This window comes from Mesorhizobium waitakense, from assembly GCF_056431085.1.
This window is the reverse complement of the sequence record NZ_JBWKME010000105.1, coordinates 62,266-86,824: the sequence shown is the minus strand read 5'-3', so window position 1 is coordinate 86,824 and position 24,559 is coordinate 62,266. Positions and strand designations below refer to the sequence as shown.

Annotated in this window: 25 protein-coding genes and 1 pseudogene; 8 read left to right on the top strand and 18 right to left on the bottom strand. The window is 61.3% G+C overall.

The window, feature by feature from the left end; translation table 11 throughout:
• Positions 1-183: 183 nt before the first annotated feature.
• The 6 genes from AC07FD_RS23365 to AC07FD_RS23340 all read right to left on the bottom strand — a co-directional run bounded on the left by AC07FD_RS23365 (position 184) and on the right by AC07FD_RS23340 (position 4,410).
• Complete coding sequence (locus AC07FD_RS23365; protein WP_478351747.1) at positions 184-717, bottom strand: SRPBCC family protein; 534 nt, start codon at positions 715-717, stop codon at positions 184-186.
• Positions 714-1,082 (bottom strand): ArsR/SmtB family transcription factor, encoded by a 369-nt coding sequence (locus AC07FD_RS23360; protein ID WP_478351746.1) that lies wholly within the window; start codon positions 1,080-1,082, stop codon positions 714-716. Before AC07FD_RS23360 ends, AC07FD_RS23365 begins: the two co-directional genes overlap by 4 nt.
• 88 nt (positions 1,083-1,170) lie before the next feature.
• Entirely contained in the window at positions 1,171-1,887 is a 717-nt protein-coding gene (locus AC07FD_RS23355; RefSeq protein ID WP_478351745.1) for a gamma-glutamylcyclotransferase, read from the bottom strand.
• A gap of 211 nt (positions 1,888-2,098) precedes the next feature.
• On the bottom strand, positions 2,099-3,133 hold the full coding sequence (locus AC07FD_RS23350) for a hypothetical protein (protein ID WP_478351744.1): 1,035 nt from the start codon (positions 3,131-3,133) through the stop codon (positions 2,099-2,101).
• Positions 3,133-4,113: a hypothetical protein gene (locus tag AC07FD_RS23345; RefSeq protein ID WP_478351743.1), complete on the bottom strand. Its 981-nt coding sequence runs from the start codon at positions 4,111-4,113 to the stop codon at positions 3,133-3,135. The genes AC07FD_RS23350 and AC07FD_RS23345 overlap by 1 nt, the downstream gene beginning before the upstream one ends.
• Before the next feature lie 144 nt (positions 4,114-4,257).
• Complete coding sequence (locus AC07FD_RS23340; protein ID WP_167392362.1) at positions 4,258-4,410, bottom strand: hypothetical protein; 153 nt, start codon at positions 4,408-4,410, stop codon at positions 4,258-4,260.
• Positions 4,411-4,884: 474 nt separating this feature from the next.
• On the opposite strand from AC07FD_RS23340, the gene AC07FD_RS23335 reads away from it, so the two are divergent.
• The 4 genes from AC07FD_RS23335 to AC07FD_RS23320 all read left to right on the top strand — a co-directional run bounded on the left by AC07FD_RS23335 (position 4,885) and on the right by AC07FD_RS23320 (position 8,446).
• A complete protein-coding gene (locus AC07FD_RS23335; protein WP_478351742.1) occupies positions 4,885-5,016 on the top strand; it encodes a hypothetical protein in 132 nt (43 codons plus the stop codon).
• A gap of 15 nt (positions 5,017-5,031) precedes the next feature.
• Positions 5,032-5,292, top strand: coding sequence for a hypothetical protein (locus tag AC07FD_RS23330; RefSeq protein ID WP_478351741.1), 261 nt, complete (start codon positions 5,032-5,034; stop codon positions 5,290-5,292).
• A 53-nt stretch (positions 5,293-5,345) separates the two neighbouring features.
• The gene (locus AC07FD_RS23325) at positions 5,346-6,038 is read left to right on the top strand and encodes a DUF2270 domain-containing protein (protein ID WP_478351740.1); all 693 of its coding nucleotides are present in this window, start codon (positions 5,346-5,348) and stop codon (positions 6,036-6,038) included.
• 203 nt (positions 6,039-6,241) lie between these two features.
• A complete protein-coding gene (locus AC07FD_RS23320) occupies positions 6,242-8,446 on the top strand; it encodes a cation:proton antiporter domain-containing protein (protein WP_478351770.1) in 2,205 nt (734 codons plus the stop codon).
• 222 nt (positions 8,447-8,668) lie between these two features.
• Here AC07FD_RS23320 and AC07FD_RS23315 read toward each other — a convergent pair whose 3' ends face one another.
• From AC07FD_RS23315 to AC07FD_RS23295, 5 genes are all read right to left on the bottom strand, one after another.
• Positions 8,669-8,812, bottom strand: coding sequence for a hypothetical protein (locus tag AC07FD_RS23315; RefSeq protein ID WP_478351739.1), 144 nt, complete (start codon positions 8,810-8,812; stop codon positions 8,669-8,671).
• Between the two features lie 254 nt (positions 8,813-9,066).
• A complete protein-coding gene (locus AC07FD_RS23310; RefSeq protein WP_478351738.1) occupies positions 9,067-9,234 on the bottom strand; it encodes a hypothetical protein in 168 nt (55 codons plus the stop codon).
• A gap of 6 nt (positions 9,235-9,240) precedes the next feature.
• On the bottom strand, positions 9,241-12,324 hold the full coding sequence (locus AC07FD_RS23305; protein WP_478351737.1) for an ATP-binding protein: 3,084 nt from the start codon (positions 12,322-12,324) through the stop codon (positions 9,241-9,243).
• Positions 12,325-12,421: 97 nt separating this feature from the next.
• Positions 12,422-13,993, bottom strand: coding sequence for a hypothetical protein (locus AC07FD_RS23300; RefSeq protein WP_478351736.1), 1,572 nt, complete (start codon positions 13,991-13,993; stop codon positions 12,422-12,424).
• Between the two features lie 441 nt (positions 13,994-14,434).
• A complete protein-coding gene (locus tag AC07FD_RS23295; protein ID WP_478351735.1) occupies positions 14,435-15,058 on the bottom strand; it encodes a nuclear transport factor 2 family protein in 624 nt (207 codons plus the stop codon).
• A 276-nt stretch (positions 15,059-15,334) separates the two neighbouring features.
• On the opposite strand from AC07FD_RS23295, the gene AC07FD_RS23290 reads away from it, so the two are divergent.
• The gene (locus tag AC07FD_RS23290) at positions 15,335-16,399 is read left to right on the top strand and encodes a M35 family metallo-endopeptidase (RefSeq protein WP_478351734.1); all 1,065 of its coding nucleotides are present in this window, start codon (positions 15,335-15,337) and stop codon (positions 16,397-16,399) included.
• Positions 16,400-16,516: 117 nt separating this feature from the next.
• A pseudogene (locus tag AC07FD_RS23285) lies at positions 16,517-16,594 on the top strand (IS5/IS1182 family transposase); the annotation flags it as partial.
• A gap of 12 nt (positions 16,595-16,606) precedes the next feature.
• Here the strand turns inward: AC07FD_RS23285 and AC07FD_RS23280 are convergent.
• Entirely contained in the window at positions 16,607-16,888 is a 282-nt protein-coding gene (locus AC07FD_RS23280; protein WP_478351733.1) for a hypothetical protein, read from the bottom strand.
• A 545-nt stretch (positions 16,889-17,433) separates the two neighbouring features.
• Here AC07FD_RS23280 and AC07FD_RS23275 point away from each other — a divergent pair.
• Positions 17,434-17,721 (top strand): hypothetical protein, encoded by a 288-nt coding sequence (locus tag AC07FD_RS23275; RefSeq protein WP_095091117.1) that lies wholly within the window; start codon positions 17,434-17,436, stop codon positions 17,719-17,721.
• Between the two features lie 93 nt (positions 17,722-17,814).
• On the opposite strand, the gene AC07FD_RS23270 is transcribed toward AC07FD_RS23275, so the two are convergent.
• The 4 genes from AC07FD_RS23270 to AC07FD_RS23255 are packed head-to-tail and all read right to left on the bottom strand — an operon-like array spanning position 17,815 to position 21,663.
• Positions 17,815-18,060, bottom strand: a complete 246-nt coding sequence (locus AC07FD_RS23270) for a MoaD/ThiS family protein (protein WP_095091116.1) — start codon at positions 18,058-18,060, stop codon at positions 17,815-17,817.
• Entirely contained in the window at positions 18,060-20,324 is a 2,265-nt protein-coding gene (locus AC07FD_RS23265; RefSeq protein ID WP_478351769.1) for a xanthine dehydrogenase family protein molybdopterin-binding subunit, read from the bottom strand. The genes AC07FD_RS23270 and AC07FD_RS23265 overlap by 1 nt, the downstream gene beginning before the upstream one ends.
• Before the next feature lie 2 nt (positions 20,325-20,326).
• Entirely contained in the window at positions 20,327-20,803 is a 477-nt protein-coding gene (locus AC07FD_RS23260) for a (2Fe-2S)-binding protein (RefSeq protein ID WP_095091114.1), read from the bottom strand.
• Positions 20,803-21,663: an FAD binding domain-containing protein gene (locus AC07FD_RS23255; RefSeq protein WP_478351732.1), complete on the bottom strand. Its 861-nt coding sequence runs from the start codon at positions 21,661-21,663 to the stop codon at positions 20,803-20,805. Before AC07FD_RS23255 ends, AC07FD_RS23260 begins: the two co-directional genes overlap by 1 nt.
• A gap of 259 nt (positions 21,664-21,922) precedes the next feature.
• Between AC07FD_RS23255 and AC07FD_RS23250 the strand changes: the two genes are divergently transcribed.
• A complete protein-coding gene (locus AC07FD_RS23250) occupies positions 21,923-22,366 on the top strand; it encodes an SRPBCC family protein (protein WP_478351731.1) in 444 nt (147 codons plus the stop codon).
• A gap of 210 nt (positions 22,367-22,576) precedes the next feature.
• Here the strand turns inward: AC07FD_RS23250 and AC07FD_RS23245 are convergent, their stop codons facing one another.
• Together AC07FD_RS23245 and AC07FD_RS23240 are read right to left on the bottom strand one after the other, a co-directional pair.
• Positions 22,577-23,578, bottom strand: coding sequence for an NADP-dependent oxidoreductase (locus AC07FD_RS23245; protein ID WP_478351730.1), 1,002 nt, complete (start codon positions 23,576-23,578; stop codon positions 22,577-22,579).
• Between the two features lie 67 nt (positions 23,579-23,645).
• Complete coding sequence (locus AC07FD_RS23240; protein ID WP_478351729.1) at positions 23,646-24,461, bottom strand: oxidoreductase; 816 nt, start codon at positions 24,459-24,461, stop codon at positions 23,646-23,648.
• Positions 24,462-24,559 lie beyond the last annotated feature (98 nt).

The following is a 24,559-nucleotide window of genomic DNA, read 5'->3' as shown; positions in this document are numbered from 1 at the left end:
ACAAAGGCGCGGATGTGCGGCCCGCGGGCCGGCGGTTCAAAAATGTCGGGAAATGTTGGGAAATGTCGCTGCAGGGCAGCGGTCGTCATGCGGGCAATCGCCCGCTCATCAAGCATCGGTCAGGCAAGTCTCGAAGTGTCCGGCGCTATCGTCTCCTTTCCATGGGGTTTCGCGTTCTCCTGTTCAGGCCGGCAGGCGTCGGTCGTAGTCCAGCCTCAATCTCGCCCAGCCGTCCCAGAACGGCTCCGGCTGTTCTCCGCGCAGCCTCGCGGCCAGAATGTCGAGATGCATGTGCCAGCCGGGGGCGATGTTGAGCATCAGCGACCGGTCACCCAGGCGGCGATGGACGACGGTAAGGAGCACATCCTTGCCTTGCGGGGTCAGTGCGAAGGTGACGCCGCCGGTGCTGCCCCAGGTGATGGCAAGCCGGTGCGGCGGGTCGATCTCGGTGATCTCACCCGGCATGCTGTGCACGGCCGAAAATCCTGGCGGGCGCTCGCCGGCCGGCTCGGTCAGTTCGTCGTTACGCCAGGTGAACTCGAAGGGCGAGCCTGCCTCGCTTCCCATCGGGCCTGCGGCCAGCCACTGGCGGCGCAGTTCCGAGTCGGTGATGTAGCCCCAGAGACGCTCGGCCGGGCCGGGCAGCAGCCGTTCAATCGTCAAGGTGGCCGGCTCGGTCAGCACACCATAGCCATTCTCGGCATGTCGGTCGGTCATATCTCGTCTCCCTTCTTCTGCGTCGAGGATTTGCGCGCGTCGTCTTCGCGCAGCAATCGTTCCAATATGTCGAGCCGCCCCGTCCAGAAGCGCGAGTAGGCTCCAAGCCACTCATACGCGCTGGCCAGCGGACCAGCCTCGAGGTGGCAGACATGGGTGCGGCCGAGCACTTCGCGACGGATCAACCCGGCATTCTCAAGCACCTTGATGTGCTTGGAAGCAGCCGCCAGCGACATCGCGAACGGTTCGGCCAGTTGGCTCACCGTGCGCCCGCCACCGGCGAGTTCGCGCAGCATCTGCCGGCGCGTCGCGTCGCCAAGGGCGTGAAAGACCTGATCCATCTCGTATGTGAGTAATTCAACCATATGGTTGAATATGCGCGTGCGGCTTTTCATTGTCAACCGTTTGGTTGAATATTATTTTGCGGCGCTGAAAATGGCTGTCCTTTGGGCTTCAGCCGGCGTCGGTGCGACCGATCTCCTCCGCCACCAGTTCCTGCAACTGCCACAGATTGCGGTCGCGGATGCCGCAAGCTTCGAGATGGCGGATCGTCTCGAACAGATATTCCGCACCCGAACCCCAGTGGCCGACGGCCCTGGCCAGCGTCGCCGCGATCGCCTTCTTGTCGAGTTTGCCGGCATAGCGCGGATTGGCGGGATCGACGACGAAACCGAGCGCGCGGCTCATGCCGCCTTCTGTCCTGACCTGCAGCCAGCGCGGCACGTTGACAGCCGGCAAGACGGTCATCTCGCGGCGCAGCAGCGCTTCCAGGTTGGCCGCCACCGGCTCGGCGATCTCGAACACCATGCCCTGGCACTGGCCGCCGCGGTCGAGCGCCATCATCAGGCCCGGCTGCTCGACTGTGCCCCGGAAGCGCTTGACCGTAAAACAGAACGAACGATGCCAGCCGGTCGCAACCGCACGCTCGCCACCGCTCACCTCGCCGACCGGCTTCCACAGCAACGAGCCATAGGCGAACAGTTTTACGGGTCCAGGCGGCGCGCCGGCCAGCACCTCATTGCGGATGCGCGCATAGTCGGCGTCGGTCATGTAGACCATGCCCGGCGTCGGCCCGGCATCTTCGACCGCGCGCATCGTGCGGGCAACGAGCGCCTCGGTCAGCGTCATCGTCGCCTTGCGCGGCGATGCGGCAGAAATCGGCTTGTTCATTCTCGCGTCTCAGGCATGGCCGCCATGTTGCCCAAGGGCGAGGAGATTCTCAAGGCGCGGACTCAAAATCTGAACCGGCGCGCACAACCGCTTGAAAGGATTCGTAAGTATCGACTGTCCTAACGCGCGGGACGCGACGGCCCTGCCTGTATGCGTGGCACAAGCTCGCGACCGCACCCAGAAGCCCCTCGGCGTCGTCGCCTGCAACGACCTAGTGCGGCCGATGATCCGGCCGGTCGTTGCAGCCGTCGACATAGGGATGGACCGACCATTTGGAGCCGGGCCGGGCCTGCTCACTTTTGGTGAGCGGATCCTGGGATTGCGCGTAGCCATCCTGGTAGCCGCGAATGATCCCGTCGATATCGGGAGGCCAGTCACCGTCCCACGGTCCTCCCAGGATCTGCGCCTGTTGGACCGGATGCAGTTCGTTGTGGCCTTCATGAAAGCTGTCGTGGATATGTCCGGCGTCATAGACCCATCGGCCGGTCACACCCAGGATTGTCGCTCCGGTTCCATCGCCCTTGTTGACCTCGATGCTGGGCAGGCCGGCATCGCTCGGACTGGCCGTGTCCGAACTGCTGAAGGCCGCGCCAAGCAGCGCGGCAAGCAAGGCGAGAAGCGCCAGGATGTAGGCAACGACCACGCCGACGCCCGACATGCAGAGTGCCAGCGCCGTCAGGGCTGCAATCAGCGCGAGGATGTTGACGGTCTGCAGGTCGTGGATCGACGCGCCCTCGAACTCCACATGCAATGCCTCTGATTTTACCCCGGTCGCCTTTTCCTCCGCCGGATTCCCGGTGAACAGCAAGCCGTGCGACGAAGTGGTGGCGGTTTCAGCCATCAGGTAGCCGAACGGAACGCTGGCGCCCGCAACAGCCTGGCTGACGCCCACCGGGTTGTTCGGCAGCAGCAGGTTGAGGCTGTAGTCGGAGTCCAGGCTTCCGGGCCATGTCTTCTCCGACGGCGGCTCGATGCTGATGACCATGCCGACGACGCTGATAGGGCTCTTGTCGCCGAGACAAACCAGCCGGTTGTTGAGCCACCAGTCGCAATAGGCGAGAATCCAGACAATCCCGGTCACCACAAGCGCAATCGGCAAGCACCACGGTTCGCCCATCGCGATCAGCACCACAGCCATGACGGCCGCGAATATTCCGCTGGTGATCGCCGCGCTGATGTACTGGTTGACCGAGATCACCTTGTCCGCGGTCGTGCACGTGGTCCAGGATTTGTCGTCGGTGGCCATCACGGCTCCAGGCTGCTGAGGACGGTCAAGGTGACGCCGCCGCTGGCGTGCTCACCCTCGTCGAACGCATTCAAATTGAGGGCTTGCCGGCCGGTCCAGCCGTTCGGCGGGGTGGCGACCGCCGTGATCGTCACCTGTTCGCCCGGCGCCAGCGACGGCTGGTCAGGCGAAATCTCGACCTTCCATCCGGGCGGCAGCGGATGAACCGCCGGCAAATGTGCTGCCAGCCGGCGCTTTTGCTCGGCCTTGACGGACTCCTCGGTCGGTTGCCGGTCGTCACGACAGGGGTTGAGCGGCAGAATGGTGTAGGCATCGACGGTGAAGCGATACCGGTGCGGCCGGCGGGTGGCGTTGCGCAGCTCGAATTGAAATGTCGCCGGCGACTGCGCCAGCCCGACATCGGTGTTTTTCTGCCCGAGATTGTTGGCGAAGTTGGCATCGTCGGCCGGGTCGAGCAAGGCCTGCAGGCAATAGTGACCTGCTTCCCGAGGCGTATGCCAGTCGAAGGAGACGAACCCGGGCTGGCTGGCGGATCCGATCACCCCGACCGAAACCGGCCGGGTGTCTATCGGGTTCGACACGGTTCCGATGCCAAACGACAGATAGGACAGATGGACCGGCATCTTGACGACGACGGCATCCTTGGAGGCGTTCCAGACGCGGACGCGCACCTCGTAGTCGGTGTCAGCCTGCACTTTGCCGGCGGGAACGGGCACCCCACCCTGGCGCACCTCGATGTCGGGATTGTCCCAGGTCACCGCGAGGCCAAGGCCGATCAGATAGTATTGATCGTAGATCAGCGGATCGGGCCGGCAGAATGCAGGATGGTCGATCGGCACGCAATGTGCCCGGGACCCCTTCTGGTCGACCCGACGGTCACCCCCCAGCCGCCACCGGCGACAGAAGCGGTGAGCCATCTCGATCAGCGCCGGAATCCAGGCGGAGAACAGTGCTCGCAGGATTGCCGCTATTTCACGCATCGACTCACCTTCTGAAGCTAACGCAGGGCAACGCCTGATTAACGACGGGATTCGCGCGGCAACAGCGCTCTGGACTGGTTAGACGACTGGTGCCGCTTGTAACTCTGGTCAGACGAATAAAGCGGAACTTGAACGGTACGCTGGCTATTTCCGCGCGAAGAAACCGCGCGCGAACTGCACGATACGCTTGTGAAAGACGAGCGCCAATATTGCGACAACGGCAAGTATGTAGAGAGCTTCGGTCGATCCGTCGCCGCCGTCAGGTGAAATACCTAACCACCTCTCGATGAAATCCATGTACAGATTTCCCCCGCGCTAACTTTCGAGCGAAATCCAGCATAGCCCTTCAGCTTGGCCCAGTGTCAAGCCATGAATCATTGCCATCCCAGATGAATCCGACAAAGAACCATTTGACCGCCTGACCTGCGGCACGCGGCCGACTCGCCAACATTGCCTAAATATTGCCTAAAAAATTGCCGGCTTATTTATGTACGCCTGACGGAAATATTTATATCTCAATCATTTCAGGGTCGTTTTCCCAAATTTTGTTCCATCCGCACTACGACACCAGCGGCATCGGTACCTCAAGCCCTTCGATCGGCGCGTCGCGAAACAGCGCAATGGGTCGGCCCAGCCGACCGGCCGGCGGCCGACGCAGCAGCCAGGCGCGCACTTGCGGCTTGAAGTCCGGGCAGTCGATGACCTCGACCGCGTCGCGCCAGCCAGCGCGGCATAGCGCTGTTCGCGCTGGTCGGCGCCGGCGGCGCGGTGGTGACGCCGTTGTTCGGCCGTGCCGGCGCTCGCGGCTGGACGCGTTTCGCCACCATCGCCTGCCACCTCGTGCTGGTCGGCTCGATGGCGCTCGCGGCGTGGTTCGGTTCTTTTCGTTTCAGGGCGTCATAGTGGCCATTGGCGCTGATGGGTATCAGTGCCGTGCTGCTCGACATCGGCGTCCCCGGAGACCAGACGCTCGGCCACCGCGTCATCAACCTGTTGCAGCCCAAGGCGCGCGGCCGCCTCAACGGCCTGTTCGTCGGCATCTTCTTCATCGGCGGCGCCATCGGCTCGATGCTGGCCGGCATCGCCTGGGCCTGGGACGGATGGCCGGGAGTCTGCGCGATTGGCGCTGCGTTCGGCCTTGTTGCCCTTCTGATCGACTGGGTCGGCGGGCCAAGATGAGCGCTGGGAACAATGTTGCCGGCAAAGTGTTCTAGTCCTTGCCGGAGGATGTCATGAACGATGCGTCGGCAAAACCCGCGGGCCCCGTCCTTTCATCGACGGAGCGCGTGAATACGCTGTCGCATTTTCACCGCGCCGAGATTGCCCGCATGGCCGGATGGCGCGACCGGCTCGACCGGACGACGAACTGGGCGATCACGGTGGTGGCGGCGCTGCTTTCGGTATCGCTGTCCACGGCCAGTGCGCATCACGGGGTGCTGCTGTTCGCCATGCTGCTCATCCTGCTTTTGCTGTGGATCGAGGCGCGCCGCTATCGGTTCTTCGACTTCTACCGGGCTCGCGTGCGGCAGTTCGAGCGTCATTATTTCGCGCAGATCTTTTCCCCGCAGCCCGAGTTTGCCTCTGACTGGCTGCTCATCGTCGGCGAAGGCCTGCGCGCGCCGAAGTTCCTGTTGTCGCAACGCGCTGCGCTGGCGCGCCGCCTGCGGCGAAACTACATCTACCTGTTCCTGATCCTGCTGTTGGCCTGGGTGGTCAAGATATCGACCCCCAGCCTTCAAACCGTGGGCCTCAGGACCGGGTTTGTCGGTTCACTTCGTGAGGCCGTCGAAAGCGCCGCCCTTGGCCCCATTCCCGGCGTGGTGATCGTGGTCGCTGTGGCGGCATTCTATGCTTGGCTGCTCGCGATCGTGTTTTTCGCGGCCGGCGACGACGGCGAACTTTCCTTCGGCGACGTCCACGTCTGACGTCCACGTCTGCAACAGGCTGCTGCAACGCAAATGGCGGCCCGCGCGTTGTTGTGGTCAGTCCGCTGGAGCGTTTGAGGGAATCCATGACCTGTCGATCGGCAACGACGTCACGCGGCATCGTGGCCCTCCTGCTGGCCTTATTCGGTTTGGCCTCGGCAAGCGTTGCCTTCGCCGCGCAGCCGGCGGGCCATGCCTCGGGCATGGGCGGATCGGCGGAGGGCCTGTTCGTCGCCGAGATCGTGCTTTTGCTTTTGGTCGGCCGCGGCTTGGGCGAAATCTTCCAGCGCTACGGCCAGCCGGCGATCATGGGCCAGCTGATCGGAGGCATCCTGCTCGGGCCTTCGCTGTTCGGCTGGCTGTGGCCCCACGCGCAGCACCTGATCTTCTCGACCGACCCGGCACAGAAAAGCATGATCGACGCCGTGTCGCAGCTCGGCATTCTCTTGCTTCTGTTGCTGACCGGCATGGAGACGGATTTGCGCCTCGTGCGCCGGGTGGGGGCCGCCTGTTTTTCGATCTCGATCACCGGCGTCGTCGTGCCCTTTGTCTGCGGCTTCGCGCTGGCGCAATTCCTGCCGGACTCTCTGCTGCCGGATCCGACGCAGCGCATCGTCGCCGGGCTGTTTCTCGGAACGGCGCTGTCGATTTCCTCGGTCAAGATCGTCGCCATGGTGGTGCGCGAGATGAACTTTATGCGCCGCAATCTCGGCCAGGTCATCATCTCCTCGGCGATCATCGAGGACACGATTGGCTGGCTGATCATCGCCATCACCTTCGGCATCGCCACCAAAGGCAGCCTGCAGATCGTGCCGCTGGTCACCACGGTCGCCGAGGTGGCACTGTTCATGGTGTTCTCCTTCACCATAGGCCGCCGCATGGTGTTCACCCTGATCCGCTGGAGCAATGACTCCTTCCGCAGCGAATATGCCGTCATCACCGTCATCCTCATCATCATGGGCGTGATGGCATTGATCACCAATCTGATCGGCGTCCACACCGTGCTCGGCGCCTTCGTCGCCGGCATCCTGGTTGGCGAATCGCCGATCCTGTCCGACCACATCGAGGGCCAGTTGCGCGGCGTCATCACCGCGCTGTTCATGCCGGTGTTCTTCGGCATGGCCGGCCTTTCGGCTGACCTGACGGTGCTCACGGATCCGACGCTGGCGCTGCTGACGCTGGCGCTGGTGGTCATTGCCAGCATCGGCAAGTTCGGCGGCGCCTTCCTCGGCGGCAGGATTGCCGGCATGTCGCTGAAGGAGGCAACCGCCGTCGGCAGCGCCATGAACGCACGCGGCTCGACCGAGGTGATCGTCGCCAGCATCGGCCTGTCGATGAACATCCTCTCCCACAACCTCTTCACCATGATCGTCACCATGGCCGTGATCACCACGCTCGCGATGCCGTCAATGCTGCGCTGGGCGCTTGGCCGCCTGCCTGTCGACGATGGCGAAAAGCAGCGCGTCAACCGCGAACTGCTCGACGAGCGCGGCTTCGTCTCCAAGCTGGAGCGGCTGCTGCTGCTCGTCGACGACAGCCCGGTCGGCAAATTCACTGCCTACCTCGCCGGGCTGGTAGGTGGCGGCAGCGGCATGCCGACCACTTTGCTGCATCTCGAGGGCAACCGCATCACCGGCGACAAGGGGCCGGAGCGGTCGCTGAACGAGGTCAAGAAGGGGGCGCAGAAAAGTGCCAAAGCCGTCAGCAAGGCCGAGGACACCATGGTCGAGAAAGTGCATCTGACCGCCCGCAGCGAGTCCGCGGCAACCGCGGCGACAATCGCCGACGAGGCCCGCAAGGGCTACGGTCTGCTGCTGGTCGGCCTCGAAGAAATGTTGACGGCAAAAGGGTCGTTCACACCGGCACTGAACGACATCACCTGGGGGTTCGACGGTCCGCTGTGCCTGGTGCTGAGCGGCACCAGATCCACTGGCAAGATGCCGATGCTGAAAGCCGGCACGAGCATACTGGTTCCCGTCAACGGCACTGAAATTTCGCGCCGCGCCGCCGATCTGGCCCTGGCGCTGGCGCGTCCGCACCGGGCGCGGGTCAAGGTTCTCTACGTGTCGCACGCGGCACGGCAAGGCGGCAGGGCCACATCCGTCTCACACCGGCGCGAGGAAGCCATGCTGAAAGATATTGCCGACCTGGCCGTTCGTTATGGCGTACAGGTCGACACGGCGATCCGCACCCGCGCCACGCCGGACAGGGCGATCGCCAGGGAGGTGGGCAAGGGTGCTGCGATGGTGGTGATGGGCGTCACGCAAAGACCGGGCGAAGAGCTATTCTTCGGCGATACCGCGATGGCGGTTCTTGCTGGCGTCGGCTGTCCGGTTGTGCTTTTGGCCAGCGAACGGATTCGCCGCACCGAGGCCAGGGCGGAGGTAGCGGGCGAGATCGAGGTTTGACCTGCCTTTGACCGGCGACCGGTTCTCGCAGTCTAGAGCGCTTCAGCCTTTGATAGACCCGCTCTAATTTTTTTACGCAATGCCGGACGGAAAGCCGCTACGCACTTTTCCTGGAATCGCTCTAGCGCATCGCGTTGAAACGGATGCAGGCGACGCGCTTTAAGTCTTTGTTTTTATGCATGTCGTTGCCCCAAAACCGGGGCTACTTTTGGGCGACATGCATTAGATGCCGAAGAATTGCCTGCCGATCATGTAGCCAAGCGCCGCCGCGACCAGCGGAAACAGCGTCGGCGCGACCTTGCCAAAAAAGGAAACTTGCTGGGCCTTCGCCGGCGTGTGGAGTGCATTGCCGAGATTCTTGGTCATTGCTGCCTCAGGTTCGAACGGTTCATTAGCAAACGCTGATTAACAGCATGGCCGCATTAACGGCTTGCAAAGAAATTGGATCAAATAGCCGACCATTCCTGCCGCCGATCTTCCCGGCGGGGGCACATCGGCGCCGTCGGCACAGCGGTGGCGTCACCGGTGCGGCGCGTCTTCGGTCGTTTGGTCGGTTTATCGCCCAGTGACTATCGGCGGCGATTTGGGGCCGATCAAGAGGTAGCAGCCGCCGCCTGAGGCTATCCACGAAGGCGATCGATTTTTCCAGGTCGGACTTGACTGAACATCTGCTTCACCTCGCCCATATCCGAGACCTGCCGGTCCGCTTTCGCCCCTGCCGAGACGTTCCAGAGCGTGATGTCGCCGAAGCCGCGCTCGTCGAGATTGCCGGCAGAGACGTGATGCACTGCTGATTACGCCACGTCTTCTGCGGTGAACCAATCGTTGACCTCCCGCAATTCCGCACGGGCCTCTTCGAACCGACCCTGTGACCGCAACAGCTTCGCCAGACTGTTGGTCGCCTGCAACTCCCAACTCCTGGCGTTCTGCTGCCTGGCAAAGGCAATCGCCTCGCGGAAAGAAGCCTCCGCCGCTCTGTCTCCTGCTCCATTTGCAAGTTCGATCTCACCGCGAATGCGAAGCAAGGCGGCTGTAAAGTAATGCTCGCCAATCTTTTCGGCTTCGCGCAGACCTTTCTCAACGGTCACTGCCGCTATACTGAATTGCCCGGAGTTCATGAAAGCTTTGGCGAGCAAGCCTAAATAACACGATTTGTCGACCTCCTCATCTTCAAGATCACTCTCGGTCAATGCCATCATATGGCTACCCACCAGACTGTCATCGAGGCTCGATGCAGCCAGGCCGCCAAAAAAGCGCGCCACCCTTGCCCAGAGATTGAAACCGTTTTCCTGCGCCAGCGGCAGGAGTTCATCCGCCAGTCGAGCGATCGAACTGCTCTCCTCGCGGAAGGCGAACAACACGCACCCGTTTCCCAGGCAGGCGGCCAGACGATAGGCGGACTGCTGCCGAACGGTCGCCTCCGCCTCGAGGTAGAGTTTCAGCGCTTGGCTGCGATATCCCAGAATATGCAAGGTCCAGGAAAGGTAGATCATGGCCATGCTCGGAAAGTCGCTGCCGACCTTGTCTGCGCTGTCCTTGTGGCTGAGAGCGCGCTCAAGATATTGCCGGGCCGCCACCAACTCGCCCTGAGAGAACAGACTCATCCCCTTGAACTGCAGACCTATGACGAGCGCGTTTAGGTAACCGCCCTCCTCGCCGACCCGAATTAACTCATCACTGGCCGCGAGGGCCTTACCGAACTGACCTGAGTTGAAATGGGTGCCGAAAAGCCCGTCGAGCGCCCTGATCGTCGATTCCGGCTCGCCAAGCTTCCCGCTCAGTTCTATGGCCCGCTGATATGCGGCACTGCCCTCGCCCGTCACGTAGCCTAGCGCAGCGTAGAGCACGTCGCCCAGCTCCAGTTCGAAGCGAAGCAGCCTGCGGCTACGATCGTCGGATTCGGGCAAGAGTTTCGCGGCTTCAAGCCCCTTCCTGAAGGTACGCACCGCGTCGACTTTTGCCCAAGTCTTGGCCGCCTTCAGCCCTGCCAGCAGCCAGTAGTCAGCGGCGCGGTCGAACAGACCTGCGTCTGCGAAATGCTCAGCGAGCACTTCGGGATAGGCAAAAGCCGCGTTGTGGTCGCGCAGTTCGATACATTCGGCAATCAATCGGTGAATCTGCTGCGCGCGCTCGTGCAGCATCGTGCCTCTGGCGGCCTGCTGCAGGAGCACGTGGGTGAACGAAAAGCCCGCGCCGGCTGTCCCCCGTTCGGCGACGATCAGCCCCGTGCGCACCAGGTCGCCAACTGCGGCGCGCAACTCCGCTTCGGGCCAATCGCAGATCTCGCGCAATATGTCGAAATCGAATTCGCGGCCGATCGCCGCTGCGATCTGCGCAATTTCCTTGGCGGGCCCCAGCCTGTCGAGGCGGGCAAGCAACGAGAACTGCAGGGAGTTCGGAATGTTGGTCTTAGGTGACAGACGTTTCGGCTGCGATACGTCCAGCCGCAATCCTGTTTCGACCACGCTCCGCGTAAGCTCTTCAATATAGAGAGGGACGCCTTCACTGCGGTCGAGCACCACCGAAACATCAGCAGCGAGCGCATTCGGACTGATGTCATGGACAATCGCTTCGGCATCCTCGCGGCCGAGCGCTTCAAGCCTGATGTGATGCACGTCCGGCCCGTCGACCCACGGAACGCTTGAGTGGTTCCTGCTCGACACAAGTAACAGCGCAGGAGTCGAAGCCAGGCTGGCGACGATCTTGTCGAGAAGGTCGCGCGAGGTCGCGTCGGCCCATTGTTCATCTTCGAACAAGATCAGGATCGGGGTAGCACGCGCCAGATAACTGACCAAATCGATGAACGCTTGCTCGGCAATGTTGCGCTGTCGTTCGGCGCTTAACCCTTCAAGCCTGTCCGGCATAGTCGTCGGTAAGCCGAGCAGGCTTGAGAAGATCGCCAGCGCGACGTCGCTGGAAACAGAACCTATCGACAATCCGTTGCTGAGCTTTCGCAGCTTTTCTTCCGTCGAGTCACCGTCCTCGATCGTTGCGATCCTCTGCAACTCCGCGAGGAATGGATAAAGGGTGCTGTTCTCAAAGGTCGGAGAACATTGCATGGTCAGCTGCGGAAAGCTGCGCAGGCGCTGCTGGATCTCGTTGAGCAACCGGGATTTACCGATTCCCGACTCCCCCGAGACCAACACCGCATTGCCGCGCCTGTCGCGCACGACGGTCTCCCAGCGCTCCATCAGCAGTCGCAATTCGGCATTGCGGCCGCACAGCTTGGTCATGCGCGCCCGCTTTGCAAAGCGAGTCGGCACCATGCGCGCCCGTTGCACCTGCCAAACCTGGACTGGCTCGGCGAATCCCTTCAGCTCATGTTTGCCGAACGTGGTGAAATCAATCGCGCCGCTCGCGGCCTCGAAGGTCGCCGCGTCGACAAGGATCGTGTTCGGCCTGGTCAGGACCTGCAGCCGTGCCGCTAGATGCGCGACGTGGCCGAAGGCGACGGTGGACACGCCGCTCGGCGCACCGACGAACTCACCCACCACGACCTGGCCGCTCGCGATACCCACCCTCACTTGCAACGGATATCCCAGACTTGCCGAGATGGTGCCAACCGCATCGACGATCTCGAGTGCCGCGAGCACGGCGAACTCGCTGTCGTCCTCGCCAGCTATTGGATAACCGAAATAGGCCTGGACGGCGTCGCCGATATAGCTGGCCGTCACACCCTTGCGGCGGCGGATGACGCTGCTGCAGGTTTGCAGAAAGCTCTCGATCAGGCGTTGGAAGTCCTCGGGATCCAGGCGGTCGGCATATTCGGTTGACCCCACCATGTCGCAAAACAGAATGGTGAGATAACGCCGCTCTGCAACAGACTTCCCTGGGCTGCCGGGCAAAATCGGGCTAGCCAATGGAACCGGTGTGGTCACGGCTCTGGGACCCTCCTTGGTGCGGCGACCATGTAGCACCAGTCATGTTATCGCAAATCCCGGCGCTCATCAGCCGCTTTCGATCGCGTCAAGTGGATCATCGCAGCTCGTCACACTGAACGTCAGCGTAGATCAAATGGTCTGCCGCGCTAAATGCGGCTTCGCTCTGATCGAAGCAGAACCGTTTGGGCACCAAGCGTATCAAGGTGCGTCGGTTGCACTCACCAGGCAGATCGACTTGGAAAGTGCGCGGCGACATCGACGGCGTCGGATCGCTCCATTTCGTGTGACCGGCAAACGAAACGTTCTCAACCAACAAGCTGGAACCGGCTGCGCTGACCGAACCGGAGATGGCCTCGGCGTTGGTACCCTTTGCCTGTTCGATGCTCGGATAGTCGCCACTTTGTGGCGGTTCCCCATTTGCCGGAATCGCGTCCGTCCTGACGGCCACATTGATCCTGATATCGTCGCGCTCCGGAACACCACCGTAGCTGTTGCGAAAGGTCCAGCTTGCGCGAAGGACACGCGTCTTCGCCTCCTCTCCGGGCGGCCGAGGCAACAGCTGAAGCGTGGCATCGGCGAGCGAAGAGCCTTCATCCTCCGCCTCTGGCGCCGGGCAGCCAGTGTAGAGTGGGCGGTAGCCACATTCCGAGCCGCCGGCTCCCCATAGACAGTCGCTCAGCTTCCGCCAGTCCTCTGAGCTCAGGCTCGGCGCGCGGGAGGACAGGTCATTGCCGGACCCTGGCAACATCCAGGGATGGACGCCACCGCTGCCGGCCGCCCAGTCCGTCCGGTGTGCGGCGATCCTGGCGTAGATGATCTCTTCCTCGCGCAGCTCGAGCAATTGGACCCAGGTTGGCGACGTGACCGTCGGCTCATGCCCCACTGCGTCCGCGGCAAAACGGCGGCCCGTGATTTGTGTGGTAAGCGTGTGGCAGCTTGTGCAGTTGCCCGTCGGATCGTCGACCGTCCTGGCATGGCGAAGTTCATTGGGGTAGGTGCTGGTGTAGCCGGAGCCGACCACGCGGAACGGCGCGCCCGGCAACCGCGGCCGATGCGGTAGTAAATCTCCCAGGCTGAAGGCGGTCGATTTGGGATCGTCGGCTGAACGAAACCCTACCCTGCTCTGTGCAATGTGCGGATCGATCACATAGGGGCTTTTGTTGTCATGGCATGCATGGCACGAGATCTTGAACGTCGAATCATAGATTTTCTCCGCCGCAGTCCTTCCGACATTATCGGAATAGTTTCGCCCGCCTGGCGGAACGAAGGGCTTTGACCAGTCGAACACGCTCTGGTCCTTGCGGCCGTCGAAGAAGATAATTTCTCCGGATTTCCGATTGAACCCGATGGTGCCGAAGACAGAAAATCTCGGATCCGACCGCGTCCAGTAGGGATCGGTGCTGACCTCCTGGCTGATATTGGATTTTCTACAGAGGAACAGCCATTCAACGTTGCCGCGCACGACCCTTACGACACGTGAGTTCAGCCCACAGTAGGTCGTGCTGCCAGTCAGCGAAGGCTTGTCGCATTTGGGCAATGTCGCCGTCCATTTCACCACCTCTCCGTTTTCGTTCCTGTGCTCGAACTCCAGCGGAGAACCTGGTTTTGTCGGGTTGGGCTTGAGGTCGACGACATTGCCATCAACTTCCAGTGGGATGACCTGCATTTGTGGGCTGTCGCAATCGCCATCGGGAATAGGACCGAACACCGCCCGCGCTTCATCGCCAGACCTGGTTATGACGTCGGTGCTCTTTGAGGCTGGCGCCCAAAAGATGTCAGGGTTCCATCGCGTAACGGCTTCGGCAAACGACTTCCCATCGAGTTCAGCCGGAGCGAAATCGACGCCGCGAGGTCGCAGCAGCTTGACAGCGGAACCGCGCGGCAATTGTGACACCGCGCAGCCGCTCGCCTTGCTGCAAACCACGTCGGCCTGATCGGAGCCTTGCCTCTCGCCGGCTCGCGGCGTCGATACCAAAGCTGCATGTCGAAGCCCGACCGTCCCGGACAACAGGAGAAGCGCAATGCCGAGGACAGCAGCGATCAGCGCAACGGTACGCATTTCAGCCCACTGGAGCGTGCCAGTGAACCCATAGCCGATCTTTGGGCGTCATCGCTTCTTGGCTGCGACAGAGCCAGCAGCATAGTCGGCGTGGACAGTAAGCGATTGAAATCGCCAGATGTCGTCGTCGCCCTTTACCAAAGAGGCCCGAGCATCCGCCGAATAGTCAAGAACCGGTGCCGGAGAATGGGAGTCCTGCAGAGTGACCAGGACTATCGATTTGGTATTCACTGTCTTACCATCAACCACATCGAACAAGGTGTTGGTCACGAGATGCCGGGTCTGGAGCTTATCGGTTTCCAGTTTCTTAACTATTATTTTCATCTGCTCGAGAAGATCGTCTGGCGACTCCGGACCAAGGTCGAGCGTCAACTTGAGGATACTGCTGCTTGTACTGCAAATCTCATAGTAAGACGATTGCGGTTTCGCAAAGAGGGCGGTGAACGCGGCTGCATTTCTTTCGTCGATCGTCCAGGCATAGCGGGACAGAAGATCTTGAATTGCTTGACGATCTTCGGCCGGAGGATTCTCGAGATTCCAACCGGGAGTAGCCTCTGTTCCGCAGGAATCAGCTGAAGCAGTGCCGCTGAAAGCAAAACAGAACCCGAAAACCAGGGCAAAATACCTCAAAATCGCGCAGCTGGTTATTATGCCTTTCCGACGCTCGCTCATGATGGCCCCCTCTTATGGAGCTTGATGGGAAAGTACCCATTCATCTTATACCACCCCAAAGAAGGTGTCAGCCGAAATCGATGGCATACGAGGCCACGGACATGATTTCGTGTTCCTGTTTTTTTGAATTTGCGGTAAGTTGCAATGCCCGGCCTGCAGCAATTTCATTCCTAACTTGCAAGGTAGGCCGTGGGCGTTTCTGGTATGTTATCGCAAACTAAAAACTCACTTAGACGAAGCAATAGAGTCTAATCGTGGTTATGTAGGAGCATAAAAATGCCGAGTATTGTTCGAAATATTGTATTAGTACTTTCATGTTTTTTTTGCGTTGTGCCTTTGGCGTTTGCGCAGCAGAATCAGGAAATTGAGATAGTTCTGCAATCGCGCCTGCCTTCTTATGGAAACGATACCCCCCTAATTATTGACTTTACTCTCACGAACCGATCAGGCAGCCCGATCAGGGTGCTCAGGTGGACCACGCCAATCAACGGCGTCTCCGGCGAAATATTTTCAGTGACGAGAGGGTCGCAGCCAATTCAGTATATCGGCCGTTTGGTGAAGCGAGGAGAACCGACTGAGGCTGATTTTATCAATATTGAACCCGGACAATCGATTTCGGTGCCCGTCGATCTGTCATTGTACTACGCCATCTATGAAGCAGGGAACTATGCGGTTACCTATGATACAGAGGGAGTGGGCCTGCTGATTGGCCGTCCAGGTGCCCTGAGACGGGCAGCAGTTTTGAGCAACGCCGCCACGTTCAGGCTTCTGTCAGGTCGGATTCCTCCGGAACGGATACCACTCTCGGCGCCCAAATTCGACCAGTGTGACAGCCCTCAACAGGATGATATTGGCGCTGCGCTGGCGGAAGCAAATAACATAGCCTCGGCTGCCCTGCAGGTTTTGCAGGCCACGCCCTCAGCCCAGCAACCGAATTCCCAACGATATCTGACATGGTTTGGGGCGCATACCGTAGGACTGTACGCAAAGGCCACTGGAAATTTCTCGAAGATTACGGATGCTCTTGCAAACAAAGCAATATCGTTTGGATGCCACGGCAGCGGCTGCGAATCGGGAGACTATGCATATGTGTACCGTAATCAGCCTTACAGTATCTTTGTTTGTCCCAAGTTCTGGTTAGCCGCTCTGAAAGGAACGGATTCAAGGTCTGGAACGATTATACATGAAATAAGTCACTTTTTCATCGTCGCATCAACAGACGACTATGTCTATGGTCAGGATGCCGCCAAGGTACTCGCGGCCGAAAACCCGCCTAGAGCCACATCAAACGCTGATAGTCACGAATACTTTGCTGAGAATAGCCCGGACCTTCCGATGTGAGGAACCCCGCACGCGACTGATCTAGGCCGTGAACCCATAAACCGGGAAATGGTCGAGATTGGCGGATTGTGGAATGTCGGCTATCGACCCGCGGGTTGGACGAAAGCGATTTCGCCGCCACGCGTTGATGGTCGGCGCGTGCTGAATGGAACTTACTGGGTTCTGCGCTCCGGCGCGCCGCGGCGCGACCTACCGCTTTGGTCTTGATCAATGCGCCACGCTGTCGGATGCGTGCAGGAGTCTCCAGGTCAAGCCGATGCGGCCGTCGAACTGGGATGCAAAATGTTCGGCGGCGATGCCTTCCAGGCCGTCATCGACAAGAGCTTCGATGCTTCGTCGCACCAGCGCGAGTTGCATCTCGCGGGCGTGTGCCAGGTCTGCCTCTCTCATGATTTCCGTGACGTGGTAGGCGACAACGGGCTGGCCGAGGCAGGACGTGAGCGCGCTCGCTTCCGACGTCACTGCCGTAACCGCATCTTCGATCTTCATTCTGGCGCTCCTCATCAAACATGATGCTGGCGCCTCCCTATGAGACGACGGTGTTCCGTCGTTCCTTTTCAATTTCGACTGTCGCGAGTGGCAGGTGTGCGCGAAAGGAGAATTACCTCTTGTTCCAGTCTCCCTGAGTAGCCTCGCTACCAAATCAGTATGCTGCAAAATTGAATTAAAGGCGACCGGATAGTTAATCGATGGTTAATGGCGGCGCTCGCATCTCAGGCGTTCGCGCATGAAACATCGGGCAGGTCCGCCTTGCGCCTCTTTTCGGACATTGAGACCAGCGTCGCCGTGCGCTCAGAAACGGACTCTCGCGATCCAGAACCGCAGCTGGATGGACCAGCAAGCGCGCCGACGAGCAAGCGAGCCGAGCAGCAGACGCGCTCGGCGGAAGAGTCTAACACCTGGGTCCCAACCCAATTTCCGCCTGCTGCGCTCCACGTTATTGCAAGACGTTCAAATTTGAGCTTTCGCACTCATGCTTTGTCGAGAGTATCTCCTGTAGTCATTTAAACCTTCTGCGCCGTAAGGAGAACGCAATGACTCGCAATCACGTTGAACGTCTTGGAGAGTTCAGGGAAATCCTGGTCGCGACTCGACGCGAAGGAGTCCGTAACGTGCACCATACCCGCGACGCAATGCGGGCAAGTGGCTTTCAGATCGGGGACAGCGACGGCTCCAGCTACGGAGCCGAGTTGAAGGCGCTCCAAGAGGAAATTGAGGCAGTCGACCGCGCCATCGAAGACGAGAAGCGGTTAGCCTTGGCCCTCGAGAGCGCGGCTCAATCCCGCCGACCGACTAAACCGAGAATCGTGAAGGCAACATAGAGTCGGGTACGGCCCTCGGCGCCCGTCGCGTCGATCGCCTGCGGCATGGTGTCGGGCTCGTTGCTAAGCGACAGCAGCGAGACGCTTGTCCAATTATCCCCCTGCCAGCCTCGGCAGCAGGAAAATCTCCGAGCCCTTTGGCAATTCCTTCGACCAGGTGTCGCGATAGATCGTCCCGTCGATGGCGACGGCGATGCCGCGGTCGATCAAGGGCTCGATGCCGGGATACTGTTCAGCCAGTTTCCTGAACAGCTCCCTTATGTCCTTGGCCTCGATCTCGACCTTGTTCTTGCCTCCGGCGGCCGCGCCAAGCGATCCCCAGAGCGTCACTTCGACCATCAGCCTGCCCGTTCCGCCTCGATCGCCGCCAGGATGCGCGGTGGCGACATCGGAATATGTGCCATCCGCACGCCGGCTGCATTCGACACCGCATTGGCGATCGCTGCCAGCGGCGGCACGATCGACGTCTCGCCGACGCCGCGTACCCCGTAGGGGTGGTTGGGGTTGGGGATCTCGAGGATCTGCGTGTCGATCATCGGCAGGTCCGAGCAGACCGGGATGCGGTAGTCGAGGAAGCCGGGATTCTGCAGCCGTCCGTCCTTGCCGTAAATATACTCCTCGTTGAGCGCCCAGCCGATGCCTTGCGCGGCACCGCCCTGGTACTGTCCCTCGACATAGGTCGGATGCACCGCCTTGCCGGCATCTTGCACGACGGTGTAGCGCAGCACCCTCGTCGCGCCGGTCTCGGGGTCGACCTCGATATCGCAGATATGGGTGGCGAAGGAGACACCGGCGCCGTCGGCAACGAGTTCGCTGTGGCCCGCGATCGGTCCGCCGGTCGTGCCCGACGCGGCGGCAATCTCCTTCAGCGACAACTTGCCGAGATTGCCGTGCTTCTCGCCCTTGGCAACCGCGTGGCCCTGTTCCCAGACCACGTCGTCGACGGAGATGTCCCACATCTGCGCGGCGCGTTCGCGCAGGATCTTGATCGCGTTGCGGGCGGCCGAGATGGTCGCCATGGAGGACGAGAACGTGCCCCGGCTGCCGTCGGTCATGTCGTTGTAGCCGAGGCTGGACGTGTCGGCGACGATCGCCTTGACTTGGGCGTAGTCGATGCCGAGCTCCTCCGCCGCCACCAGCGACAGCGACGCGCGGGAACCACCCACATCGACCGTTCCGACGGCAAGCGAGACCGAGCCGTCCATGCCGATGTTGAGGTCGGTGCAGGTCTGGCCGCCGAAATTGAACCAGAAGCCGCAGGCCATGCCCCTGCCCTGGTTCTTTCCGAGCGGCGCCTTCATGTGCGGATGGTTCTTCACCGCCTCCAGCGTCGGGCCGATGCCGATCGGGCCATAGACCGGGCCGTAGGACGACCTGGTGCCTTCCTGCGCGGCGTTCTTTATGCGGAAGTCGACCGGGTCCATGCCGATCTCTTTGGCCAGTTCGTCGACCGCGCTTTCCACCGCGAACGCCGCCATGGGTGCGGAGGGCGCGCGATAGGCCGCCGTCTTCGGCCGGTTGACCAGCACTTCGTAGCCGACCGTCTTGACGTTCTCGAGCCTGTAGCAGGCGAACGCCGTCATGGCGCCGATCTCGGCCCAGGAGCCCGGATACGGACCACAGGAATAGCGCAGCGTCGCTTCGGCGGCGGTGATAGTGCCGTCCTTGCGGGCGCCGATCTTCACGTCGATCGAGGTGGCGCTGGTCGGGCCCGAGGCGCGGAACACCTCGTCGCGGGTCATCACCAGCTTGACCGGGCGCCCCGCCTTGCGCGACAGCGCCAGCGCCACCGGCTCCGCCCAGACATGGGTCTTGCCGCCGAAGCCGCCGCCGATCTCCGAGGAGGTGACGCGCAGCTTAGAGGCTTCCATGCCAAGCAATTGGGCGCAGTGCTGGCGATAGACGAAATGCCCCTGCGTGCAGACCCAGAGGTCGGCGGTGCCGTCGGAGCTGACGCTCGCCACGCAGGCATGCGGCTCGATATAGCCCTGGTGCGTCTGCTCGGTCTTGAACGAGCGCTCGACGATGAAATCGGCGTGCCCGAAACCCTGATGGACATCGCCATGGCCAAACTGGCTGCGCTTGGTGACGTTGGACGGCTTTACCGGCTTTTCCTCAAGGCCCTCGGTGAAGATGGCGTCGTTGATGAGGGGTGCGGAGTGCTTCATCGCCTCGTCGACATCGGTGACATGCGGCAAAAGCTCATAGTCGACCTCGATCAGCTTCAGCGCCTGCCTGGCCGTGCGGGCGTCGACGGCTGCCACCGCGGCCACCGCATGGCCGTCATAGAGCGCCTTGGTGCGCGCCATGCAATTGTCGAGGATGTCGTACATGGCGGCATCGCCATCGGTGAGGTCGGGCAGGTCGGCCGCGGTGATCACCGCCTTCACGCCGGGGAGCTTCTCCGCCTTCGACGTGTTGATCTTCCTGATCGTGGCGTGGGCGTGGGGGCTTCTGAGGACGCGCCCGACCAACTGGCCGGCCATGTTGAAATCCGCGCCGTAGCGCGCGCGGCCCGTCACCTTGTCGACGCCGTCGGGGCGGATAGGACGTGTGCCGACTGAGGCGAAGTTGCGATTGGAGTAACGCGGATCGAAATTCATCGTCATGCTCCCTTCATCACGTTTGCCGCGTCCTGAACGGCACGCACGATCTTGTCGTAGCCGGTGCAGCGGCAGAGGTTCCCGGCGAGGCCGAAGCGGATTTCCTCCTCGGTCGGATCGGGGTTCTTGGCCAGCAGGTCCTTGGCCGCGATCAGGAAGCCAGGCGTGCAGATGCCGCATTGAAGTGCTGCATGCTCGAGGAATTTCTGCTGCAGCGGGTGCAGGCTGTCGCCATGCGCCATACCCTCGACGGTCTCGACGCGGCGGCCCTCGGCTTCCGCGCCGAGCACCAGGCACGAACACACCAGCCGGTCATCGAGGATGATGCTGCAGGCGCCGCAGTCGCCGGTGCCGCAGCCTTCCTTGACGCCCGTCAGGCCCAGGCGATCGCGCAAGACGTCGAGCAGCGTCTCGTCCGGCTGGCAAAGGTACTCGACGCTGTCGCCGTTGATTGTGGTTGAGACTGCTACACCAGCCATCACTTGCCTCCTGCACGAGCATAGGCGGTCGTGGCGGCCCGCTTGGCCAGCACACCCGCAACTTTCCTTCTGAATTCGATGGTGCCCCGCTTGTCGTCGATGGGGCGGCAGGCGCCAAAGCAAACCTTAGCGAGCCTTTCAAGCGCGGCTTCGTCCAGCGTCCTGCCGATAATGGCCTCGGCCGCCTCTTCCACCAGCAGCACCGTGGGTGCCGCGGCGCCCAGCGCCACACGGGCCGCTGTGACGACGCCGCGTTCGTCGAGCGTCAGGTTCACGCCGGCGCTGACCACCGCGATATCCATTTCCGTACGGGGAATGAAGCGCAGGTAGGCATCGCCCGAGCGCGCTGCGCGCTTGTCGAGCAGGATCGCCTCGATGATCTCGCCTTTGGCCAGGGACGTCTTGCCCGGCCCGGTCGGCACGCTCCCCACGGGAATCGTACGCCTGCCCTCCGGCCCGATGACCGATGCCCTGGCGCCGGCCGCGACCAGCGCCGGCACGCTGTCGGCAGCCGGCGAGGCGTTGCAGAGATTGCCTGTTATCGTGCAGCGTCCCTGCACCTGCTTCGAGCCGATCAGCTTGGCCGCTTCGACGACGCCGGGCCATGCCTTCTTCAGGGCAGCGCTCTCGCCCAGGACGGCGCAGGGGACCGCGGCACCGATGCTGAAGCCGTCGGCCGTTTCCCTGATCTCGCTCAAATCCTCGATCGCCTTGATGTCGACGATCAGGTCGGGTTCGACAAAGCCGCCCTTCATCCTCACCAGCAGGTCGCTGCCCCCGGCAAGAATGGCGGCCGTACCTGTCGACCCGGCCAGCAGGCCAACGGCATCTTCGATTGAAAGCGGACGTATATAGCGCATCGTCTCCCCTTGGTCTTAGCGATCTCAGCGACCGTTATAAACAGTCTCCTCATAATGGCTATCCGGTTCCTCATTTGCGTCGATTAGGCCAGGCGCCGCAAAATCGAGTCCCACATCAACCTGAACTGGCGCACGCCAAGCCGTGCGCAGCCGGACAGGCTTGCGGCCAGGCCCTCAAAAATCCGAGAGCGTGTGTCGGACTGGCCAAGCCTCGTTCGTCCTAGGAACATCGAACAGCCATCGTGAAAGGATACAGGATATGCCCGGCACCGTACGTTTGCATCGCGTTCTGACGACCAGCCCGGAGAAGGTCTATCGCGCCTTCGTTGAAGCGGACGCGCTGGCGAAGTGGCTTCCGCCGAACGGCTTCACCTGCACGGTCGATCACCTCGAGGCAAAGGTCGGCGGCACGTTCAAGATGTCCTTCCGCAACTTCACGACCGGCAACAGCCATTCCTTCGGCGGCGAGTATCTCGAACTCGTTCCGGCCGAACGCCTGCGCTACACTGACAGGTTCGACGATCCCAACCTGCCCGGCGAGATCCAGGTGACCGTAATCTTGAAAAAAGTGTCGGTCGGCACCGAAATTGACATCACCCAGGCAGGCATTCCGGACGTCATTCCGGTCGAGGCCTGCTATCTCGGCTGGCAGGAGTCGCTCAGAAACCTGGCAAGGCTCGTCGAGCCCGAAATCAATCAATGATAGCAATTCCAGGAAAAGTGCGCAGCGCAATTGCGTAAGAACAAATAGCTGCAGCGGTGGATGCGGCGGCCGGAGACCGGCCGTCGATCAACGTCGACGGCAAGGCAAGCTCTCCGCTGGTTCTTGTCCTCAGCGCAAATCCGCACGAAGGTCGCGCACGCCGTGTCCCAGGCGTTGGCCGAGCACCGGCACCGCATGAAAGATGTAGCGCTATCTGACCTTGATGACGACCTTGCCCTTGGCACGTCCGCTTTCGACGTAAGCCAGAGCCTCATTGGTCGCTTCGAATGGAAAGACCCGATCGACAACCGGGCGGATGGTTCCAGATTCGATGAGGGCGGTGATCTTGCCCAGCTGATCGCCCTCCGCCCACATGAAAAGGAACGAAAACGTCACCCCACGGCGCCTGGCCTTGGTCCGAATACCGCGACTCAACATGCGAAGTATCAATCTCAGCACCAGGTTCAGGCCCTTTTCCCTGCCAAATTCGGGATCCGGTGGGCCGGAGATGGAGATGAGCTTCCCACCCGGTTTCAGCACATTCAGGGATTTTTCGAGCGTTTTGGCGTCCTGGCTGTTCAAGACGACGTCGTAGCCCGACAGGGCTTTCTCAAAATCGTCTTTCCTGTAGTCGACGACGACATCGGCGCCGAGACCCCTGACCAGATCGGCACTCGCCGCACCAGCGGTTGTGGCAATCGTCGCGCCGAGATGCTTCGCCAGCTGTATGGCGAATGTCCCCACGCCGCCGGAGCCAGCCTGAATGAAGACCTTCTGCCCCTTCTTCAAACCTGCCCTTTCGATGAGTGTCTGCCAGGCGGTCAGACCGACCAAGGGGATCGAGGCCGCTTCTTCCATGCTGAGATTCTCGGGCTTCAAGGCCACGTCGGCTTCGTTGATGGCGATGAACTCGGCGAATGTCCCAATCCGGCCATCGCGCGGCCGCGCATAGATCTCGTCGCCGGGTTTGAACTTGCGGACCTTTGATCCCACACGGATCACCTTCCCGGCCACGTCGTGGCCCAGGATGAACGGAGGGCGATAGGGCAGGATGGGCTTGAACTCCCCGGTTTTGATCTTGAAATCGAGGAGGTTCACCCCTGCGGCATGGATTTCGACCAGGACATCGTTGTCCCCGAGCTCCGGCTCTGGCATCTCGGCCAGCCGCAGAATGCCCTTCTTGCTATATTTGTCGACGACGAATGCCTTCATTGCAGTGACTTTCTGAAAGTGATTTTGAGGTATCGCATGTGCGTAAAATCTCTTGCTTCGCTGTTGTTCAGGCCGGCAGGCGGAACTGCTTGCGCAAGCTCTTGTCGAATATCTCCGCGGGAGCAAAGCGGCGCAGCATGCTGACCTGCCGCGCAGCCTTGCCGGCGGTGTAGCGCCGTCGCGGGCGAGCATCGGTCGCGGCCTTGACGACCACATCCGCCACCACTTCCGGCCGATCGGCCTTGGGCATCACATCGCGAAGGAGAGCATCGACCCCGGCTCGAGCCAGATCGTATTCTTTCAACAAGGAATCCGGCTCGATCCCGTTCTGGTCGAAGACGGTGCGGACGAATGCCGGCTCGATGACCGAGACGCGGATATTGAAGGCACGAACCTCGTGATCGAGCGATTCCGAATAGCCCTCGAGCGCGTGCTTGACGGCGGAATAATGGGCCGAGTACGGCGCCGGGACCAACCCCAGGATCGAGCCGATATTGACGATGCGCCCTTCGCCGCGCCGCCGCATCGACGGCAACACCGCATTGATCATGCGGATGACGCCGAACAGATTGACGTCGAACAGGGCCTGCACCTGTGCAACCGAGGATTCCTCTGCGCCTCCAAGCAGGCCGACACCGGCATTGTTGACCAGGAGGTCGATCCGGCCGGTCTGTGAGAGCACAGTCGAAACGAGCGCAGCGACGGCCTTACCGTCGGTCACGTCGCAGACCAGCATGGTTACGCCGTCCGGGCCGCTACTGGCTTTGCGGCGGCTCGTGCCGAAGACGGTAAAACCTGCCCGCGCCAAGGTCTCGGCGGTGGCGCGGCCAATGCCCGAGGAGGCTCCCGTCACGACAGCGGTTTTTCCGGAATTCATATTCATTTCGTGCTCCAAACTCATGAGGGCTAGCTTTGTCTCGCCAGTTGAATTACACTTATAATATCAAATTATGACTATAATGCAATAGCAGAAAGGAATCG

Bases quoted from the DNA above. Each gene is read 5' to 3' on its own strand.
- AC07FD_RS23280 (WP_478351733.1), bottom strand. From the start codon at position 16,888: ATGAAGATCGAAGATGCGGTTACGGCAGTGACGTCGGAAGCGAGCGCG.
- AC07FD_RS23340 (WP_167392362.1), bottom strand. From the start codon at position 4,410: ATGGATTTCATCGAGAGGTGGTTAGGTATTTCACCTGACGGCGGCGAC.
- AC07FD_RS23345 (WP_478351743.1), bottom strand. From the start codon at position 4,113: ATGCGTGAAATAGCGGCAATCCTGCGAGCACTGTTCTCCGCCTGGATT.
- AC07FD_RS23320 (WP_478351770.1), top strand. From the start codon at position 6,242: ATGGGCGGATCGGCGGAGGGCCTGTTCGTCGCCGAGATCGTGCTTTTG.
- AC07FD_RS23350 (WP_478351744.1), bottom strand. From the start codon at position 3,133: ATGGCCACCGACGACAAATCCTGGACCACGTGCACGACCGCGGACAAG.
- AC07FD_RS23365 (WP_478351747.1), bottom strand. From the start codon at position 717: ATGACCGACCGACATGCCGAGAATGGCTATGGTGTGCTGACCGAGCCG.
- AC07FD_RS23250 (WP_478351731.1), top strand. From the start codon at position 21,923: ATGCCCGGCACCGTACGTTTGCATCGCGTTCTGACGACCAGCCCGGAG.
- AC07FD_RS23330 (WP_478351741.1), top strand. From the start codon at position 5,032: ATGGGTATCAGTGCCGTGCTGCTCGACATCGGCGTCCCCGGAGACCAG.
- AC07FD_RS23315 (WP_478351739.1), bottom strand. From the start codon at position 8,812: ATGACCAAGAATCTCGGCAATGCACTCCACACGCCGGCGAAGGCCCAG.
- AC07FD_RS23240 (WP_478351729.1), bottom strand. From the start codon at position 24,461: ATGAATATGAATTCCGGAAAAACCGCTGTCGTGACGGGAGCCTCCTCG.
- AC07FD_RS23295 (WP_478351735.1), bottom strand. From the start codon at position 15,058: ATGAGCGAGCGTCGGAAAGGCATAATAACCAGCTGCGCGATTTTGAGG.
- AC07FD_RS23290 (WP_478351734.1), top strand. From the start codon at position 15,335: ATGCCGAGTATTGTTCGAAATATTGTATTAGTACTTTCATGTTTTTTT.
- AC07FD_RS23355 (WP_478351745.1), bottom strand. From the start codon at position 1,887: ATGAACAAGCCGATTTCTGCCGCATCGCCGCGCAAGGCGACGATGACG.
- AC07FD_RS23275 (WP_095091117.1), top strand. From the start codon at position 17,434: ATGACTCGCAATCACGTTGAACGTCTTGGAGAGTTCAGGGAAATCCTG.
- AC07FD_RS23360 (WP_478351746.1), bottom strand. From the start codon at position 1,082: ATGGTTGAATTACTCACATACGAGATGGATCAGGTCTTTCACGCCCTT.
- AC07FD_RS23255 (WP_478351732.1), bottom strand. From the start codon at position 21,663: ATGCGCTATATACGTCCGCTTTCAATCGAAGATGCCGTTGGCCTGCTG.
- AC07FD_RS23325 (WP_478351740.1), top strand. From the start codon at position 5,346: ATGAACGATGCGTCGGCAAAACCCGCGGGCCCCGTCCTTTCATCGACG.
- AC07FD_RS23245 (WP_478351730.1), bottom strand. From the start codon at position 23,578: ATGAAGGCATTCGTCGTCGACAAATATAGCAAGAAGGGCATTCTGCGG.
- AC07FD_RS23300 (WP_478351736.1), bottom strand. From the start codon at position 13,993: ATGCAGGTCATCCCACTGGAAGTTGATGGCAATGTCGTCGACCTCAAG.
- AC07FD_RS23265 (WP_478351769.1), bottom strand. From the start codon at position 20,324: ATGAATTTCGATCCGCGTTACTCCAATCGCAACTTCGCCTCAGTCGGC.
- AC07FD_RS23270 (WP_095091116.1), bottom strand. From the start codon at position 18,060: ATGGTCGAAGTGACGCTCTGGGGATCGCTTGGCGCGGCCGCCGGAGGC.
- AC07FD_RS23260 (WP_095091114.1), bottom strand. From the start codon at position 20,803: ATGGCTGGTGTAGCAGTCTCAACCACAATCAACGGCGACAGCGTCGAG.